Source organism: Nocardia sp. NPDC059195, from assembly GCF_042754695.1.
Classification (GTDB): Bacteria; Actinomycetota; Actinomycetes; order Mycobacteriales; family Mycobacteriaceae; genus Nocardia.
Genome location: NZ_JBHZBG010000018.1, coordinates 112,528 through 127,770, shown reverse-complemented (window position 1 = coordinate 127,770; position 15,243 = coordinate 112,528). Strand labels below are relative to the sequence as shown.

The 15,243-nt window shown below is 67.7% G+C and carries 19 protein-coding genes and 1 pseudogene; 8 read left to right on the top strand and 12 right to left on the bottom strand.

The window, feature by feature from the left end:
* Positions 1–145 precede the first annotated feature (145 nt).
* The 5 genes and pseudogenes from rlmB to carD form a co-directional block, all read right to left on the bottom strand.
* Positions 146–1,135: a 23S rRNA (guanosine(2251)-2'-O)-methyltransferase RlmB gene (gene rlmB / locus ACFXKN_RS22485; protein ID WP_378962725.1), complete on the bottom strand. Its 990-nt coding sequence runs from the start codon at positions 1,133–1,135 to the stop codon at positions 146–148.
* The gene (gene cysS / locus ACFXKN_RS22480; protein WP_379433762.1) at positions 1,135–2,538 is read right to left on the bottom strand and encodes a cysteine--tRNA ligase; all 1,404 of its coding nucleotides are present in this window, start codon (positions 2,536–2,538) and stop codon (positions 1,135–1,137) included. The genes rlmB and cysS overlap by 1 nt, the downstream gene beginning before the upstream one ends.
* 132 nt (positions 2,539–2,670) lie before the next feature.
* Positions 2,671–3,138: a 2-C-methyl-D-erythritol 2,4-cyclodiphosphate synthase gene (gene ispF / locus ACFXKN_RS22475; RefSeq protein ID WP_379433761.1), complete on the bottom strand. Its 468-nt coding sequence runs from the start codon at positions 3,136–3,138 to the stop codon at positions 2,671–2,673.
* 122 nt (positions 3,139–3,260) lie between these two features.
* A pseudogene (ispD, locus tag ACFXKN_RS22470) lies at positions 3,261–3,941 on the bottom strand (2-C-methyl-D-erythritol 4-phosphate cytidylyltransferase); the annotation flags it as partial.
* 12 nt (positions 3,942–3,953) lie between these two features.
* Positions 3,954–4,442, bottom strand: a complete 489-nt coding sequence (gene carD, locus ACFXKN_RS22465; RefSeq protein WP_019044685.1) for an RNA polymerase-binding transcription factor CarD — start codon at positions 4,440–4,442, stop codon at positions 3,954–3,956.
* A gap of 351 nt (positions 4,443–4,793) precedes the next feature.
* On the opposite strand from carD, the gene ACFXKN_RS22460 reads away from it, so the two are divergent.
* Positions 4,794–5,495 (top strand): hypothetical protein, encoded by a 702-nt coding sequence (locus ACFXKN_RS22460; RefSeq protein ID WP_378962702.1) that lies wholly within the window; start codon positions 4,794–4,796, stop codon positions 5,493–5,495.
* 79 nt (positions 5,496–5,574) lie between these two features.
* On the top strand, positions 5,575–6,975 hold the full coding sequence (gene radA / locus ACFXKN_RS22455) for a DNA repair protein RadA (protein ID WP_378962695.1): 1,401 nt from the start codon (positions 5,575–5,577) through the stop codon (positions 6,973–6,975).
* Positions 6,976–7,129: 154 nt separating this feature from the next.
* Here radA and ACFXKN_RS22450 read toward each other — a convergent pair whose 3' ends face one another.
* Positions 7,130–7,801 (bottom strand): hypothetical protein, encoded by a 672-nt coding sequence (locus ACFXKN_RS22450; RefSeq protein ID WP_379433760.1) that lies wholly within the window; start codon positions 7,799–7,801, stop codon positions 7,130–7,132.
* 82 nt (positions 7,802–7,883) lie between these two features.
* The gene (locus tag ACFXKN_RS22445; RefSeq protein ID WP_378962688.1) at positions 7,884–8,507 is read right to left on the bottom strand and encodes a carbonic anhydrase; all 624 of its coding nucleotides are present in this window, start codon (positions 8,505–8,507) and stop codon (positions 7,884–7,886) included.
* A 90-nt stretch (positions 8,508–8,597) separates the two neighbouring features.
* Here ACFXKN_RS22445 and ACFXKN_RS22440 point away from each other — a divergent pair, with 90 nt between their 5' ends.
* Positions 8,598–9,476 carry an A/G-specific adenine glycosylase gene (locus tag ACFXKN_RS22440; RefSeq protein ID WP_379433759.1) on the top strand — a complete coding sequence of 293 codons (879 nt, stop codon included), beginning with the start codon at positions 8,598–8,600 and terminating at the stop codon, positions 9,474–9,476.
* A 165-nt stretch (positions 9,477–9,641) separates the two neighbouring features.
* On the opposite strand, the gene ACFXKN_RS22435 is transcribed toward ACFXKN_RS22440, so the two are convergent.
* Entirely contained in the window at positions 9,642–10,385 is a 744-nt protein-coding gene (locus ACFXKN_RS22435; protein ID WP_379433758.1) for an alpha/beta fold hydrolase, read from the bottom strand.
* A 56-nt stretch (positions 10,386–10,441) separates the two neighbouring features.
* Between ACFXKN_RS22435 and ACFXKN_RS22430 the strand changes: the two genes are divergently transcribed.
* The 4 genes from ACFXKN_RS22430 to ACFXKN_RS22415 all read left to right on the top strand — a co-directional run bounded on the left by ACFXKN_RS22430 (position 10,442) and on the right by ACFXKN_RS22415 (position 12,457).
* Complete coding sequence (locus tag ACFXKN_RS22430) at positions 10,442–10,765, top strand: antibiotic biosynthesis monooxygenase family protein (RefSeq protein WP_379433757.1); 324 nt, start codon at positions 10,442–10,444, stop codon at positions 10,763–10,765.
* 226 nt (positions 10,766–10,991) lie between these two features.
* Positions 10,992–11,192: a CbtB-domain containing protein gene (locus ACFXKN_RS22425; RefSeq protein WP_019044677.1), complete on the top strand. Its 201-nt coding sequence runs from the start codon at positions 10,992–10,994 to the stop codon at positions 11,190–11,192.
* Complete coding sequence (locus tag ACFXKN_RS22420) at positions 11,183–11,968, top strand: CbtA family protein (protein ID WP_378962655.1); 786 nt, start codon at positions 11,183–11,185, stop codon at positions 11,966–11,968. Before ACFXKN_RS22425 ends, ACFXKN_RS22420 begins: the two co-directional genes overlap by 10 nt.
* 36 nt (positions 11,969–12,004) lie before the next feature.
* Positions 12,005–12,457 (top strand): hypothetical protein, encoded by a 453-nt coding sequence (locus tag ACFXKN_RS22415; protein ID WP_379433756.1) that lies wholly within the window; start codon positions 12,005–12,007, stop codon positions 12,455–12,457.
* 85 nt (positions 12,458–12,542) lie between these two features.
* On the opposite strand, the gene ACFXKN_RS22410 is transcribed toward ACFXKN_RS22415, so the two are convergent.
* The 4 genes from ACFXKN_RS22410 to ACFXKN_RS22395 are packed head-to-tail and all read right to left on the bottom strand — an operon-like array spanning position 12,543 to position 14,509.
* Entirely contained in the window at positions 12,543–12,980 is a 438-nt protein-coding gene (locus tag ACFXKN_RS22410) for an OsmC family peroxiredoxin (protein WP_379433755.1), read from the bottom strand.
* 56 nt (positions 12,981–13,036) lie between these two features.
* Entirely contained in the window at positions 13,037–13,483 is a 447-nt protein-coding gene (locus ACFXKN_RS22405; RefSeq protein WP_378962628.1) for an SRPBCC domain-containing protein, read from the bottom strand.
* Between the two features lie 55 nt (positions 13,484–13,538).
* Positions 13,539–13,859 carry a DMT family transporter gene (locus ACFXKN_RS22400; protein ID WP_379433754.1) on the bottom strand — a complete coding sequence of 107 codons (321 nt, stop codon included), beginning with the start codon at positions 13,857–13,859 and terminating at the stop codon, positions 13,539–13,541.
* Positions 13,856–14,509: an FMN-dependent NADH-azoreductase gene (locus ACFXKN_RS22395; protein ID WP_379433753.1), complete on the bottom strand. Its 654-nt coding sequence runs from the start codon at positions 14,507–14,509 to the stop codon at positions 13,856–13,858. Before ACFXKN_RS22395 ends, ACFXKN_RS22400 begins: the two co-directional genes overlap by 4 nt.
* A gap of 102 nt (positions 14,510–14,611) precedes the next feature.
* Here ACFXKN_RS22395 and ACFXKN_RS22390 point away from each other — a divergent pair, with 102 nt between their 5' ends.
* A complete protein-coding gene (locus tag ACFXKN_RS22390) occupies positions 14,612–15,220 on the top strand; it encodes a TetR/AcrR family transcriptional regulator (RefSeq protein WP_379433752.1) in 609 nt (202 codons plus the stop codon).
* The last annotated feature ends 23 nt before the right edge of the window (positions 15,221–15,243 follow it).

Genomic DNA, 15,243 nt, shown 5'->3' with positions numbered 1-15,243 from the left:
CCGATCAGGGCTCGAAAGCGCTACGCCGAAGGCGTTAGTCTCGAGCCCTGATCGGCGACCCCTCAGGGCCGCGGACACGCGCGCGCCAGCGCGCCAATAAACACAGCCTCAAACCTCTGGGACTACCGAACCCAGAATCCGCGCATCACCCCAACCGCCGCTGTCGAGCAATATCAGCCAGAACAACCCCAGCGGCAACCGAAGCATTCAAAGACTCGACCGGACCCGCCATCGGGATGCTAAGAATCGAATCACAGTTCTCACGCACAAGGCGCGAGAGCCCCTTGCCCTCGGAGCCAACGACCACGACCGTCGGGACACTGCCGTCGAAATCGTCGAGGGTGGTGTCACCATCGGCATCGAGGCCAACGATCTGGATGCCGTTCGCGGCCCAATCCTTCAGCGTGCGAGTCAGATTGGTAGCCCGCGCGACAGGCAGCCGGGCGGCGGCACCCGCACTGGTACGCCATGCCACGGCGGTGACACTCGCGCTGCGACGCTGCGGGATCACCACGCCCTGCCCACCGAACGCGGACACCGAGCGGATGACAGCACCGAGGTTGCGCGGGTCGGTGATGTTGTCCAGCGCGACCAGCAGCGCGGGCTCGGCCGTGGCCTTCACCCGGTCCATCAGATCGTCGGGGTGGGCGTAGCGGTACGGCGGCACCTGCAGGGCGACGCCCTGGTGCATACCATTGGCGCTGAGCCGATCCAGATCGGTGCGCGGCACCTCGAGGATGGAGATGCCCATGTCGGCGGCGCGCTGCACGCTCTCCGAGAGCCGGTCGTCGTTCTCGGTGCCGACCGCCACGTACAGGGCGGTCGCGGGCACGTCGGCGCGCAGACACTCGAGCACGGGATTGCGGCCGAGCACCAACTCGGGACCCTCGTCGGACTTGCGGCCGACGCGCGGCACACCGGACTTACCGGTCGGACGGCCCTGTGCGGCATTGGCTTTGGCCTTCTCGGCCGCTCGGGCCCGCTTGGCGGCGGGGTGCTTGGTGCGCGCGACGGCAGGCGGGGTCGCACCCCGGCCCTCCAGCCCGCGGCGGTGCTTGCCACCGGAACCGGCGACCTGCCCCTTCTTGGTGCCGCCCTTCCGTACTGCTCCGCGTCGCTGTGAATTGCCTGCCATCAGTTCGCCTTTCCGCTAGATGCGCCCAGCGACCATTCCGGCCCCTGCGGGGTATCGGTTACCTCGATACCCGCGGCGATGAGCCGATCCCGTGCGGCATCGGCTTCTGCCCAATTCTTTTCGGCCCGCGCGTTCGCCCGGCGATCCAGCTCCGTGCGGATGAGCACGTCGAGCGCGTCGATCGCCGCCGAATTGTCGGCGGGGGTGTACCAGTGTTCGTCGAGCGGGTCGACGCCGAGAATTCCCAGCATCGCCCGCACTTGACCGGCCAGTTCGGCCGCGGTCTCCGCCGCACCCGCTTCCAGCGCGCGATTGCCCTCGTGCACCACGTGGTGGATTTCGGCGAGCGCCTTGGGGATTGCCAGATCGTCATCGATCGCGGCGGCGAATCCGTCGGTCCATTTTCCGACCGGCACCTCGCCCGCTCGGTCCAGCACTCGCTGCACGAAGGCTTCGATGCGCTGATACGAGGCGACCGCGTCGTCGAGTGCCTTGTCGGAGTATTCGAGCATCGAGCGGTAATGCGCGCTGCCCAAGTAGAAACGCAATTCTACCGGGCGCACCCGGGTGAGCACATTCGGCACCGAGAGCACATTGCCGAGTGACTTCGACATTTTCTCCCCGCCCATCGTCACCCAGCCGTTGTGTAGCCAGTAACGCGCGAAACCGTCGCCTGCCGCTTTGGACTGGGCGATCTCGTTCTCGTGGTGCGGGAAAATCAAATCCATTCCACCGCAGTGGATATCGAATTCCGGGCCGAGATAGAACTCGGCCATCGCCGAGCATTCCAGGTGCCAGCCGGGGCGACCGGGACCCCACGGCGAAGGCCAGCTCGGTTCGCCGGGCTTGGCGGCCTTCCACAGCGTGAAGTCGCGGGGATCACGTTTGCCGCGGGTCGGGGTTTCGCCCTGGTGCACGTCGTCGAGGCGGTGGCCGGACAGCTCGCCGTAATTCGGCCAGCTCATCACGTCGAAATACACATCGCCGTCGGCGGCGTAGGCGTGGCCGCGCTCGATCAGACGCTGCATCAGGCCGACCATCTGGGTGATGTGACCGGTGGCGCGCGGTTCGGCCGAAGGCGGCAGGACACCGAGGGTTTCGTAGGCGGAGTCGAAAGCGCGCTCGTGGGTCGCGGCCCATTCCCACCACGGCCTGCCCGCTTCGGCGGCCTTGTTCAGGATCTTGTCGTCGATATCGGTGACATTGCGGATGAACAGCACGTCGTAGTCGTGCGCGAGCAGCCAGCGCCGCAGCACGTCGAAGGCGACGCCACTGCGCACGTGACCGATATGGGGCTGCCCCTGCACGGTGGCCCCACACAGATACACCGAGGCACGGCCGGGGACCAGCGGGGTGAATTCCCGCATGGTCCGCGTGTCGGTGTCAAAAAGGCGCAAGGTCACGGCATTCGATCCTAGTCGGTGGGATTGTGGTGGGGTTGACCGGCCGGTTCGTGGCGCCGTGGTTTATGCAACGGCTGATCGAATCGGCGAGAAGGCACTGCGCGGTAGGAAAGTTTCAGTGGCCCGTCGGGGCTACGAACATGCGGCGATCAAACAGGTGGCGATGGCGGCGATACCCTCGCCGCGTCCGGTCAGACCGAGACCGTCCGTCGTGGTGCCCGACACCGAAACCGGGGCGTCGAGGAGTTCGCCGAGTACTTTTTGCGCCTCGACGCGGCGGGGGCCGATCTTCGGACGATTGCCGATGACCTGCACCGCGGCGTTCACGACTTCGAAGCCTTCTTCGGCCAGCAGCCTGCGGACCTCGGTGAGCATGGCGGCGCCGGTGACACCGGCCCATTCGGGGCGGCCGACGCCGAAAACGGCGCCGACGTCGCCCAGGCCAGCGGCGGAGAGCAGGGCATCGCAGAGGGCGTGGGCGGCCACGTCACCGTCGGAGTGGCCGGCGCAACCGTCGGCGTCGGCGAACAGCAGACCGGCCATCCAGCAGGGGCGTCCCGGCTCGATGGGGTGCACGTCGCTGCCGATTCCGACTCTCATCGGGCAACCGCCTCGGTAGCGTGATCGGCCGAGTCGGCCTGAGCGGCCAGGACCGTCCGGTCGCCCTGGCCAGTCGTCGCGTCGGCAGCGGCGTGGCCCGCGGCAGCCGGGGAGTCGGCGCGCAGTGCTTCGGCCAAGCGGAGGTCCAACGGGGTCGTGATCTTGAAGGCGAGGGGGTCTCCGGCGACGGTCCGCACGTCGACGCCGAGGCGTTCGACAAGGCCCGCGTCATCGGTGGCGCCGACCTCGGTGGCGTACGCGCGGCGCAGGAGGTCCGCGTCGAAGCCCTGGGGCGTCTGGATGGCGCGCAGGTGGGCGCGATCGGGAGTGCCGGTGACGACGCCCGCGTCGTCGACCGATTTCACGGTGTCGACAACGGGCAGCGCGGGGACCACGGCCTGGCTTCCCGCTTGCAACTCGGCGGCCACCCGCGCGATCAGCTCCGGTGGCGTGAGCGCGCGTGCGGCATCGTGCACGAGGTAGAACGCGGCGTCGGGCGCGGCCGCGATGCCCGCGCGCACCGAATCGGTGCGCTCGGCGCCGCCCACGACCACCTGCACCGGCACAGGGGGCATCGAACCGCCGGTCAGCGAGGTGGTGGTGGACAGCAGCGCGGATGCGGCCTCGACCAGTTCGGCGGGCACGACCACGACAACCCGGTGCACCGCACCGGACGCGATCAGACCGTCGACGGCCAACCGGACCATAGGTGTGCCGCCGACCGGAACGAACGCCTTCGGGGTGGGTTCACCCAGGCGCACGCCACGACCGGCGGCAGGGACCAGTGCTACGACAGGTCGCACTTGTTCAAATTTCTAGGAAGCCGCGGCGAGGACCTCGTCGAGCAGCGATTCAGCCTTGCCGTCGTCGGTGCCCTCGGCGAGCGCGAGCTCACCGACGAGGATCTGACGAGCCTTGGCGAGCATTCGCTTCTCACCGGCGGACAGGCCGCGGTCCTGCTCACGACGCCACAGGTCACGAACCACTTCGGCCACCTTGTTCACATCGCCGGAGGCGAGTTTCTCGAGGTTGGCCTTGTAACGGCGGGACCAGTTGGTCGGCTCCTCCGTGTGTGGCGCGCGCAGCACCTGGAAGACGCGGTCGAGACCTTCCTGGCCGACGACGTCACGGACGCCGACGTATTCAGCGTTCTCTGCGGGAACCCGAACGGTCAGGTCGCCTTGCGCAACCTTCAGGACCAGATACTCTTTCTGCACACCCTTGATGGTGCGGGTCTCGATTGCTTCGATCAGCGCCGCTCCGTGGTGGGGGTAAACGACGGTGTCTCCGACCTTAAAAATCATGTGTCCCGTGCCCCTTTCGATGTTCACAGTTTAACATGCGACTCGATAACGGCGCGATCAACTGTGCAGGTCAGGGCCACAACGAGGGCATCGCGGGGGTTGACATATGAGAATCGTTGTGCATTGTGTTGCGCCAGAACGGGTTAACCACCAGCATAGCGACCGGTTATCGCACATCGGGAACCCGGCATCGATCCGGCAAACCGGCTCGAGACACCGAACTGTTACTTCCGCACCCGCGCGTCGCGAGCCCGAACGTCACCCGCGCGGAGTGAACTACTACGCTGCCTAGTTACTACCCTCCGATCCCCGTGTGGACGGAGTGAGCCCGGTCGACATGGAGGACAAACCGTGACTGCCCTGAAAGCTGTGACCGCCCTGTCGGCGCGACGTCGCATGGTGACGGTTGCCGCGCTCGCCGCTGCCGCGGGTATCGCCCTGACCGGCTGCAGTGCCGGCCAGATCACCCAGACCTCGTCGCAGGCCGCCGCCATCAACGGCAACCACGCCAATGTCGGCGACATCGCCCTGCGCAACGTGCACATCGTGTACCCCGAGGCCACCGCCGAGCACAGCAAGGGCGGCAAGGCGGTGATCGCGCTGTCGATCATCAACACCAGCGAGACCGTCACCGACGAGCTGACCAGTGTGAGCACCGACCTGGGCCAGATCAAGATCACCGGGCCTGGCGGCGACGCCAAGTTCGTGCTGAAGCCCCAGCAGACCGTGGTCGTCGGCACGGGCGAGACCAAGCCCGCCGCGGCCGACGATCACCACGGCACCACCACGGCGGCGCCGACCACCACGGCCGCGCCGACCACTGCCGCAGCCGGCCAGGACACCCCGTCGATCGATCCGGTGACGGACCCGGCCACGATCGAGATCACGGGCCTGGCCAAGGACATCGTGCCCGGCCTCACCTACAACGTCACCTTCAACTTCAAGGACGCGGGCACCGTGCAGGTGGCCGTCCCGGTCGACGCCGCCGCGGTCGCGCGCATCGAGAACGAGAAGTCCGGCCCCGCGCCCGAGGGTGCGGGCGGCGGTCACTGAGACCAGCAGTAAGGAAGAGCCGTCGCGAACTTCGCGGCGGCTTTTCTTTTGTGTCGGTCCACGTCCGTAGGGTGCGCCTGTGGCCAAGACCAAAGCAGTCTTCCGGTGCTCCGCGTGCACGCACGAGGTGTCCAAATGGGTGGGTAAGTGCCCTGATTGTGGTGCCTGGGGAACGGTGAACGAGGTGGCCGTCTCGGCGTCCACCGCGGCGCCGGGTCGGCGGGCGATGCTGCCGAGTACCGCGGCGGCACCGCTGTCGCAGATCGACGCCAAGGTCACGCAGGCGCGGTCGACGGGGGTGAGCGAGCTCGATCGGGTACTCGGGGGCGGTGTGGTGCCGGGGTCGGTGGTGCTGCTGTCGGGTGAGCCGGGCGTCGGCAAGTCGACGCTGTTGCTCGAGGTCGCGTTCCGGTGGGCGGCGGCGCGCGAGGAGACCGCGCTGTATGTCACCGCCGAGGAGTCGGCCGGACAGGTGCGGTTGCGGGCCGATCGGACCGGGGCGGTGCACGACCGGGTATATCTGGCGGCCGAATCGGATCTGTCGATCGTGCTCGGGCATGTGGAGCAGGTGCGCCCGTCGCTGCTGGTGGTGGACTCGGTACAGACCATGCTGGCGCCGGAGGTGGACGGTGTGATCGGCGGTGTCACCCAGGTGCGCGCGGTCACCGCGGCGCTCACCTCGCTGGCCAAGGCGACCGGGATCGCGGTGCTGCTGGTCGGCCACGTCACCAAGGACGGGAATGTGGCGGGCCCGCGCACGCTCGAGCACCTGGTGGACGTCGTACTGCAGTTCGAGGGTGACAAGAATTCGTCGCTGCGGATGGTTCGCGGCATCAAGAACCGCTTCGGTAGCGCCGACGAGGTGGGCTGCTTCGAACTGCACGACGACGGCATCGCCTGCGTCGACGATCCGTCCGGGCTATTCCTGCACCATCGCACCGACACCGTCCCCGGCACCGCGGTGACCGTCGCGATGGACGGCAAACGGCCGCTGGTGGCCGAGGTACAGGGGCTGACCGTCAAGACCGAGATTCCGCAGCCGCGCCGGGCCGTGAGCGGGCTGGACTACAACCGCGTCGCCATGGTGCTCGCGGTGCTGCAGAGCCGAGGGCGCGTCTTTCTCGGCAAGCACGATGTGTACGCGGCGACCGTCGGCGGCATGCGCCTGCTCGAGCCGACGGCCGATCTGGCCATCGCCTTGGCCATCGCGTCCGCCGAGGCCGATATCGCCCTGCCCGCGGGCTGGGTGATCCTCGGCGAGGTCGGGCTGGCGGGTGAGGTTCGCAAGGTCACCGGGCTGGGCAGACGCCTGGCCGAGGCCGAGCGTTTGGGGTTCACCACGGCTCTCGTTCCGCCCGGTTCGGAGAAGACCAAGACCGGCACGATGCGTATCCACGAGGTCGGGGATCTGCGCTCGGCGCTGCGATTGGCCGAACTCCGCAAATCCCGCGCACCCCGCGAGGTGGTGGCCGTGGAATAACCCCGGCAATCGCCCGAATCAGCGCCCATCAGCTATCTCCCCGCCAATGTCCATTGACGGGGTGGCCGATCCTGCGAACACTGCAAATCAACCCATCTCGAACATGTGACCTACGGCGCACCCGCACAATGCCACGGCATCAGCGAATACGCCGTCAAGAGGCGAGGTTGAAGGGCTCCGCGGCGCTGCGAACGGCATCGAGCTGGGCGACGACCATGTACGCGCCCGCGGGCACCTGCAGTCGGTCGCCCGCGCACTGCGGCTGCGAGGTGGTGCCGAACCAGGTGCCCTTGTACGAGAGTTGTTCACCGGCTTTGAGCGTCTTCAGCTCCGCCGGGTCGTCCTGATTGCAGTCGTTGCTCGCCCAGAGCCTGCGCTGCCCGTCGAGGGTGTAGACGAGGAACTGTGGGCCCGCACCGAGGTCGCGCGAGCACGCCGCGGACGAGATGTTGGTGATCACGGTGCCGAACGCGGGCTGGTCGCCCACGCGGTAGGTCGGCTGGCCGACTGTCACCTTCAGCGCCAGCGACTGATCCGAGCACGGCTGTGCCGCCGGGTCGGCGGCGCTCGCGGTGGTGCTCGGCGCACTGCTCGGCGTACTCGACGTGCTACTCGGCGCTGAGCTCGTCTCCGGCGCACTCGCGCTCGGCTCCGCCGAGGTGGTGGTAGTCGCGGCCGCGTTGTCGGCCCCGGACGAGTCCCCGCCGCGCGCGACCATGGTGACGAGCCAGATCACGATCGCGAGCGCGACGACGATGACACCGATCGCGAGTGCACGGCGGCGCCAGTAGATCTCCGGTGACAGCGGTCCATTCGGTTCCAGCACGCCTCAACGGTAAGCGCAGCGCACAAGGGCGCGCTCGATGACCTCGGCGTGTCGGAAGCCGAACCGGGTCAGCGCCCGCGGTTCAGACCACCTCGCCGATGTTGCCGACAGTGCGCCGCAACTGCGCACGCCCGTCTTCGAGCTGGTAGGTGACACAGGCGATAGCCAACTGACCAGTGGCAACACGCTGGGAGATGATCATCGAACGCTGCATGAGCAGCTTGCTGGTCTCCTCCACGTGGCGCGCCTCGAGCTCGTCGACCGTGTCGAGTCCTTCGCGGCGTCCGAGCAGAATCGACGGCGTCACCCGCTCGACCAGGCTGCGAATGAACCCACCGGGCACCTCGCCGCCGTCGAGCGCGTCGATGGTGGCCTTCACGGCGCCGCAGCTGTCGTGGCCGAGGACCACGATCAGGGGCACGTTGAGCACCTCGACGCCGTATTCGATCGAGCCCAGCACCGAGCTGTCGACGACGTGGCCGGCGGTGCGCACCACGAACATGTCGCCGAGGCCCTGGTCGAAGATCAGTTCGGCGGCGACGCGGGAATCACCGCAGCCGAACAGGATCGCGTGCGGGTTTTGGCCCTTGACGAGTTTGGCTCGGTCCGCGGCACCCTGGCTAGGATGCTGCAACGTGTCATTGACGAAACGCTCGTTGCCTTCGCGCAACGACTTCCAGGCACTTATCGGATTGGAACCAGGCATACCGACCATTGTGCACATGCCCTTGGCTACCAGCGAGTCCGCCACGTTACGCATCGGCAAAGAGCGCCTGACCGAGAGAAAACGAGAACGGTGAGTATCGACGCGGAATCCCTGCTCGACTGGTTCGGCGACACGGCGCGGGCCCTGCCGTGGCGCGAGCGGGACGCGACCGCCTGGCACATCCTGATGAGCGAGATCATGCTGCAGCAGACGCCGGTGGTGCGGGTGGAGCCGATCTGGCGCGAATGGGTGGCGCGCTGGCCGGTGCCGTCGGCAATGGCAGCGTCGTCGCAAGCGGAGGTGCTGCGGGCGTGGGGCAAGCTGGGGTATCCGCGGCGGGCGTTGCGGTTGCACGAGTGCGCGCGGGTGCTGGCGACCGAACACGGTGACGTGGTCCCCGCCGATGTCGACGTGCTGCTCGGCCTGCCCGGCATCGGCGCGTACACCGCTCGCGCGGTGGCCTGTTTCGCCTACGGCCAGCGAGTTCCCGTGGTGGACACCAATGTTCGGCGCGTTGTCGCGCGTGCGGTGCACGGCCGCGAGCCTGGCAACCCGTCGTCGCGCGATCTCGCCGAAACCGAAGCGCTGCTTCCTGTTCCGGTACCGCGAGCGGCGACGTTCTCGGCGGCCCTGATGGAACTGGGCGCCCTGGTCTGCACCGCCCGCAACCCCGACTGCGCCCGCTGCCCCCTGCCTAGCTGCGCGTGGGTCGCCGCGGGCAAACCCGCCGCCGAAGTCGCGCGCAAGGTGCAGAAGTACGAGGGCACCGACCGCCAGGCGCGTGGGCGGCTCCTCGATGTGCTGCGCGACTCATCGGGCCCGGTTGAACGAATTCGCCTCGACTTGGCCTGGACCCGCGATCCGGGTCAGCGAGCGCGGGCGTTGGATTCGCTGCTGGTCGACGGGCTGATCGAGCAGACCGATGACGGACTGTTCGCGCTCGCGGGCGAAGGAAGCGCCGCCGGGTAACCCTGGATCGCGACACGTGGCGAGAGATCGGCCCGACCGGAACCAACTGCCTTCGCCGGTCGACCAGCATCGCCGCCGGGTCGCCGCCAACCGGCTCAGGCCGACGGAACCGACTGCCTTCGCCGGTCGACCAGCATCGCCGCCGGGTCGCCGGCGCCAACCGGCTCAGCTCGTGACGCGTCGCAGGAACCGGCCGACGTGTTCACGGTATGCCTCGGGTTGTTCGTCGTGCACAAGATGCCCCGCCCCGTCGACGCGTACGTACTCCGCATCGGGATGCACCTCGGCCATCGTCAGCATCTGGCCCGGCGGGGTGATGGTGTGCTCACCTTCGATGAGCAACGCGGGCACCCGCAGCGACTTCCACTCGGCCCAGAAGTCGCGCGTGCCCCACTCTTCGGAGATCGCGCGGAAGGTGTCCACCTCGCCGTGTAGGCGGTAGCCGTCCGGTGCCGCGGTGAACGCGCGCAGGAAGTAGGTGCCCGCGACCGGGCCGAAGTAGTCGAGCACCGCCTGCTCGTCGGCGAACGGTTGTGGCCAGGAGTGGATCAGCTCGGCCCAGTGGGCGGCGGTGCGGCCGGTGAAATCGGGGGCGATGTCCTCGACGACGATCGCCCGCACCCGCTCGGGATAGGTCGCCGCGAACACCCAACCGTGGATCGCGCCCATCGAATGCCCGACGATCACCATCGGTTCGGTGATCGCGGCGGTGCGCTCGGCCAGGTCGGCCACGAACGCCTCCGTCGTGAGCTCGGCCGGTGTCGGCCGCCCGTGCCCAGCGGCATCCACCGCATAGACATGCCCGTATCCGCGCAACCACGGCACCTGGTCGGCCCAGGTCCGCGCACTCCCCATCAGCCCGTGCAACAGCAGGATCGGGACACCGGACCCACCTTCGTCGTTCAACACCCTGCCGATTGTGCCCCAGAGCGGGATGTTTCCCGAGCGGTCGTATTGTCAGCCCTATGGCTGTTGTGAAGATCAATGCGATCGAAGTTCCCGAGGGCGCCGGCCCCGAGTTGGAGAAGCGGTTCGCCGCGCGCGCGGGTGCGGTGGAGAACTCCCCCGGTTTCCTCGGCTTCCAGTTGCTGCGCCCGGTGGCCGGCGACAACCGGTATTTCGTGGTGACGCAATGGGATTCGGAGGAATCGTTCGCCACGTGGCGTGACGGTCCGGCCCGCGCGGCGCACGCCGGGAACGGTGGCGACGGTGAGCGTCCGAAGCCGGTGTCGACGGGTGCCTCGCTGCTCGAGTTCGAGGTTGTCCTCGACGTGCCCGCGAAGGCCTGACAGCGGCGTTTCCGCTGGACATGCGGTCGCGTGTATTGACGTGGGTGGCTCGCGGCTGTCACAGTTCGAGGGAACATCCGCGAGGGTGCGCGGTAATTCCGGTGTGAGTCCGGAGCGGTCGCGCCACTGTATCCAAGTACCGGGTCACCGGTGCCGGAGAGCCAGACACCGGCACCTTCGCACCACACTTCAACCGTGGGACGCGTATCCCTAGAGGAGGACCCGAATGGCTATCGCGCATTCACCCAGCCGGTCTACCGGCCTCGACACCCTCGCAACCGTGCTCGTCACGGTCGGTGTCGTCCTGCTTGCACTGCTCGCCCTGTACCTGGTCGGTTTCGACCAGGGGGCCGTCTCGCGTAGCGGGATGTTCTTGCATGAGCTGATGCACGACGGACGTCACCTGCTGGGTGTTCCGTGCCACTGATCGGATCACTCAAGACCCTGCTGTTGCGCGGCCTGCTGGCCGGCCTGATCGCCGGCCTGCTGGCCGCGACAGTGGGCTACTTCGTCGGCGAGCCCCAGGTGGACGCCGCGATCGCTATCGAAGAAGCCGCGGCCGCGCCGGCCGAACACGGCCACGAAGCCGCGCAACCGCAGGGCCATTCCCACGGAGGCGAAGAAGAACCGCTGGTCAGCCGGTCGGGTCAGAAGGCGGGACAGTTCCTCGCGCTCGGCTTGGCAGGCATGGCGTTCGGCGCGTTGTTCGCGTCGGCGGTGAATGTGGCACGCCGGTTCACCACCCTGTCCGGGCCCCAATTGTCGCTGACCTCGGCGGTTCTCGCGTGGGCGGCGATCGTCGCGGTGCCGTTCTTCAAGTATCCGGCCAACCCGCCCGCGGTCGGTGATCCGGAAACCATCAACGACCGCACCTGGCTGTGGGTCGCGACCGTCGTCCTCGGCCTGCTGGCCGTCGCGGCAGCCGTCGCGGCCTACCGCGCGCTCGCCGCGTCGGACACGCTGCGGCTCATCGCCGGAGTGGGTGCGTTCGTCGTGGTCACCACGGTCGGCTACGTCCTGCTGCCCGGCGTGAACGAGGTGGCCGACGACTTCCCCGCCACCCTGCTGTGGAATTTCCGGGTGGCCTCGCTGGCCGAAACCACCACCCTGTGGGTGAGTTTGGGGCTGGCGTTCGCCGCGCTCACGGAATTCGCTTCGCGGCGTAGCACTCCGGTAGTGGACCAGGTTCCTACCGCAGGGTGATTCTCGCGAGCAGCTGAGAAAGGCAGTGTCGGTGTCATGACCGGCACTGCCTATCTTGTTTCCCGCACTCGCCCCCGCGCCGTGAATGTCGCGTTCGGCGGACTCATCACCGCCCTGGCGGCGGGAGTCGCGGAAGGACTGTTGCGCGCTGTGCGTGGCGGCGACGAATTCGGCGCCACCGCCACGGGTTTGCTACCTCGACTCGCCATCTACCTGGCCGTCGCCGGGGTCGCGCTGTACATGTGGAACGGCAGCCGCGTGGCCCGCGCGGTGCTCACCGTCGGCATCGGCGTGGTCGGCCTGGTCTCGCTGATCATCGAGCCGCTGGCGGTCGTGTTGTCCACCGACGACTACACGACACTGTTCGAAGGCATGTCCGACAGTTCGATCGTGCTGGCCAGCTGCCGCACTGTGCATATCCTGGCCGTCGCCATCGCGATTCCGGCCATGTACACCCCTGCTGCGCATCGCTGGTTCACCCAGCGGTGAGCACCGGCGTAATCGTGCAAAACGGCCGTCCGGAATCAGTTTTCTGATTCTGCGACGGCCGATCGCACGAATACGCCAGTTTTGATCAGGCCAGTGCCGCGTCCAGTTCGATGTCGGCCACCCCGGCGAGCGCCTTGCTGACCGGGCAACCGTTCTTCGCCGCGAGGGCGGCCGCGGCGAACCCGTCGGCGTCAAGGCCCGACGCACGCCCGCGCACGGTGAGCTTGATCTTGCTGATCTGGAAACCACCGGCCGGGTCGGGCGCGAGCGTCACATCGGCGTTGACGTCCAGGCCTTCCGGTGTCCCGCCGGCATTGGCGATCTCCGCCGAGAGCGCCATCGAATAGCACGACGAATGCGCCGCCGCGATCAGTTCCTCCGGGCTGGTGCCCTCGGCCGTGTCGGCCGCCCGGCGCGGGAAGCTCACATCGAACTTGCCCACACCCGAGCTGACCAGTTCGACCTGCCCGGACCCATCCTGCAGTCCGCCTGACCAGAGAGTGCGTGCGCTACGAGTCGGCATTGCGATCCTTTCGGTTCGAGTTGTCTTGCGTTGCGATGACGAACCTACTCGGGTGCTCAGGCGGTGGCGCTGGTGATTTCGTCGAGACGCTCGAGTTTGTCCGGCCAGACCTGCTGGTGCAGATCCCGGATCGCCGCGGTGGGGAAACCGGAGTGGCGTAGGCGCAGGCGGATGCCGCGTGGCTGCTTGAGGAATTCGGCGGCGACCACGGTTTCGACACCGTCGGTGGCGGCGGTGACCCAGGTGAATTCGATGCGCCGGTTCGGCTCGAGCAGCAGGATACGGCCGTAATGGGGGTTGCGTTTTTCGGGCGAGCCGGTGTCGAAGTAGAGGGGCTCGTTGACGGCGGGGCGCATCAGCACCGATCCGGGGACGGCCAGCCACAGGTCCATGCCTTGGGTCCAGGCCGCGTAGAGCAGGCTGGGCGAGGCTTTCATCACGCGCTCGACCGTGAGCTCATGTGGCCGCGTGGACAGGTCCGGAGGGCGAACTGGCTGGTCCATCAGCCGACCTTACCGGTCATGACCGGCTGATCCTCGCATCGGGTGCGCGACAGCGTTACTCGGGATTCGTCACACGCGCGAGCACGATGCCGCCGAGGATCAGCGCCAGTGCCAGCGCTCGGCCCGCGCTGAGCGGATCCTTGTGCACGAGCACGCCGAGACCGATCGCGCCGAGTGCCCCGATTCCGGTGAATACCGCGTAGGCAGTGCCCACCGGGAGGGTCTGCATAGCGCGCGAGAGCAGATACACGGCCAGCGAGCCGAGCGCGACGCAGAGCAGGGTCGGGCCGAGTTTGGTGAAGTTCTCGGTCGGTTTGATGGTCTGCGACCAGACGATTTCGACGAGCCCGGCCAGGCCGAGCACCAGCCAGCTCATCGCGCGTATTCCTCGGCGAGAGAGCGCACTTCGGCCTGCGCGGCGGCGAGCGAGGCTTCGTGTACGTCGCGCAGGTGTGACAGGTTCGGGTCCTGAACGGCATTGGCAAGTTCCGCGTTGACGAAAACCGTGTCGGTGACGGCGAAGTGGCCCGCGAAGAAGTCACGCAGGAAGCGCTCCTGATAGTCGAACGCGGCTTTCGGCGCACCGGGTGAGTACGCACCGCCACGGGCCGTGACCACAATGAACCTGCGTTGCCCCAGCGACATTCGGGGAAAGGTGATCTGGTCGAGCCACGCCTTGAGGGCGGCGGGGATGGAGTAGTTGTACATCGGGGTGCCGATCAGGATCACGTCAGCGGCCAGCACCTGCGCCAGCAGCGGTTCGACCATCTGCCATGCGGTCTTCGCCGCAGGCGTGACGGCCAGTTCCGCGAGCCGGTCGAGGTCGGTGACCCCGGCGGCGAGGACGGCGTCACACAGTTCGGTCCAGCCCTCCTCGATGAACGGCGTCGGCTCGGCGGCGAGGTCGCGGTAGGTGTAAGTACCGCCGGGTTCCGCGTCGCGCCAGGCGCGGACGAATTCGGCACCCAGCTTGCGACTGAGGGAGTTCGTTCGAGCGCTGGCGTCGAGGTGCAGCAGGTGCGTCATGACATTTCCTAACTGGACAGCCTGTCCGCTTGTTGATTTCTCGACGATAGAACACAAACGGACAGACTGTCCAGATATTTCTCGCTGGGCTACAGTCGACCCATGGAGCCCCGATCCGACCTGCTCACCGGCGCAGCGCGGGATGCGCCGCCACCCCCCGAGCGCACCGACGCGGCCCGCAATCGCGCGAAAGTGCTGGCGGCCGCCGCCGAACTCTTCGCCACCCGTGACCCACGCACCGTCACGATGGACGACATCGCCAAGGCCGCCGGCGTCGGCCGCGGCACCCTCTACCGCCGCTACCCCGACCGCACCGCGATCGCCGTCGCCCTCCTCGACGAGCACGAACGCGCCCTCCAGGAACAGCTGCTCCGCGGCGCACCCCCACTCGGCCCCGGCGCTCCCCCCGCCGATCGGCTCGCCGCCTTCTACGCGGCGATGATCGAATTGCTCACCGCCCACGCGCATCTGGTACTCGGCGCGGAAACCGGCGGTGCCCGTTTCGCCACCGGCGCCTATGGGTTCTGGTCGATGCACGTGCGGTCGCTGCTGATCGACACTGCTGTGCCACAACCGGATTCGCTGGTCGACACAGTCCTCGCGCCACTCGCCGCCGAGGTCTACCTCCGGCAACGCGAACGTGGGTTGTCACCCGAGCAGATCATCGCGGGCCTGGCTACGCTGGCCCACCGAATCCTGGGTGCGCCTTAGTTTCTCGCACACGACCCCCGGCA

Coding starts and splice junctions, on each gene's coding strand:
- ACFXKN_RS22445 (WP_378962688.1), bottom strand. CDS start 8,507: ATGCCTGGTTCCAATCCGATAAGTGCCTGGAAGTCGTTGCGCGAAGGC.
- ACFXKN_RS22410 (WP_379433755.1), bottom strand. CDS start 12,980: ATGCCGACTCGTAGCGCACGCACTCTCTGGTCAGGCGGACTGCAGGAT.
- rlmB (WP_378962725.1), bottom strand. CDS start 1,135: ATGGCAGGCAATTCACAGCGACGCGGAGCAGTACGGAAGGGCGGCACC.
- ACFXKN_RS22400 (WP_379433754.1), bottom strand. CDS start 13,859: ATGAGCTGGCTGGTGCTCGGCCTGGCCGGGCTCGTCGAAATCGTCTGG.
- ACFXKN_RS22415 (WP_379433756.1), top strand. CDS start 12,005: ATGACCGGCACTGCCTATCTTGTTTCCCGCACTCGCCCCCGCGCCGTG.
- carD (WP_019044685.1), bottom strand. CDS start 4,442: ATGATTTTTAAGGTCGGAGACACCGTCGTTTACCCCCACCACGGAGCG.
- ispF (WP_379433761.1), bottom strand. CDS start 3,138: ATGAGAGTCGGAATCGGCAGCGACGTGCACCCCATCGAGCCGGGACGC.
- ACFXKN_RS22430 (WP_379433757.1), top strand. CDS start 10,442: ATGGCTGTTGTGAAGATCAATGCGATCGAAGTTCCCGAGGGCGCCGGC.
- ACFXKN_RS22405 (WP_378962628.1), bottom strand. CDS start 13,483: ATGGACCAGCCAGTTCGCCCTCCGGACCTGTCCACGCGGCCACATGAG.
- ACFXKN_RS22390 (WP_379433752.1), top strand. CDS start 14,612: ATGGAGCCCCGATCCGACCTGCTCACCGGCGCAGCGCGGGATGCGCCG.
- ACFXKN_RS22425 (WP_019044677.1), top strand. CDS start 10,992: ATGGCTATCGCGCATTCACCCAGCCGGTCTACCGGCCTCGACACCCTC.
- ACFXKN_RS22395 (WP_379433753.1), bottom strand. CDS start 14,509: ATGACGCACCTGCTGCACCTCGACGCCAGCGCTCGAACGAACTCCCTC.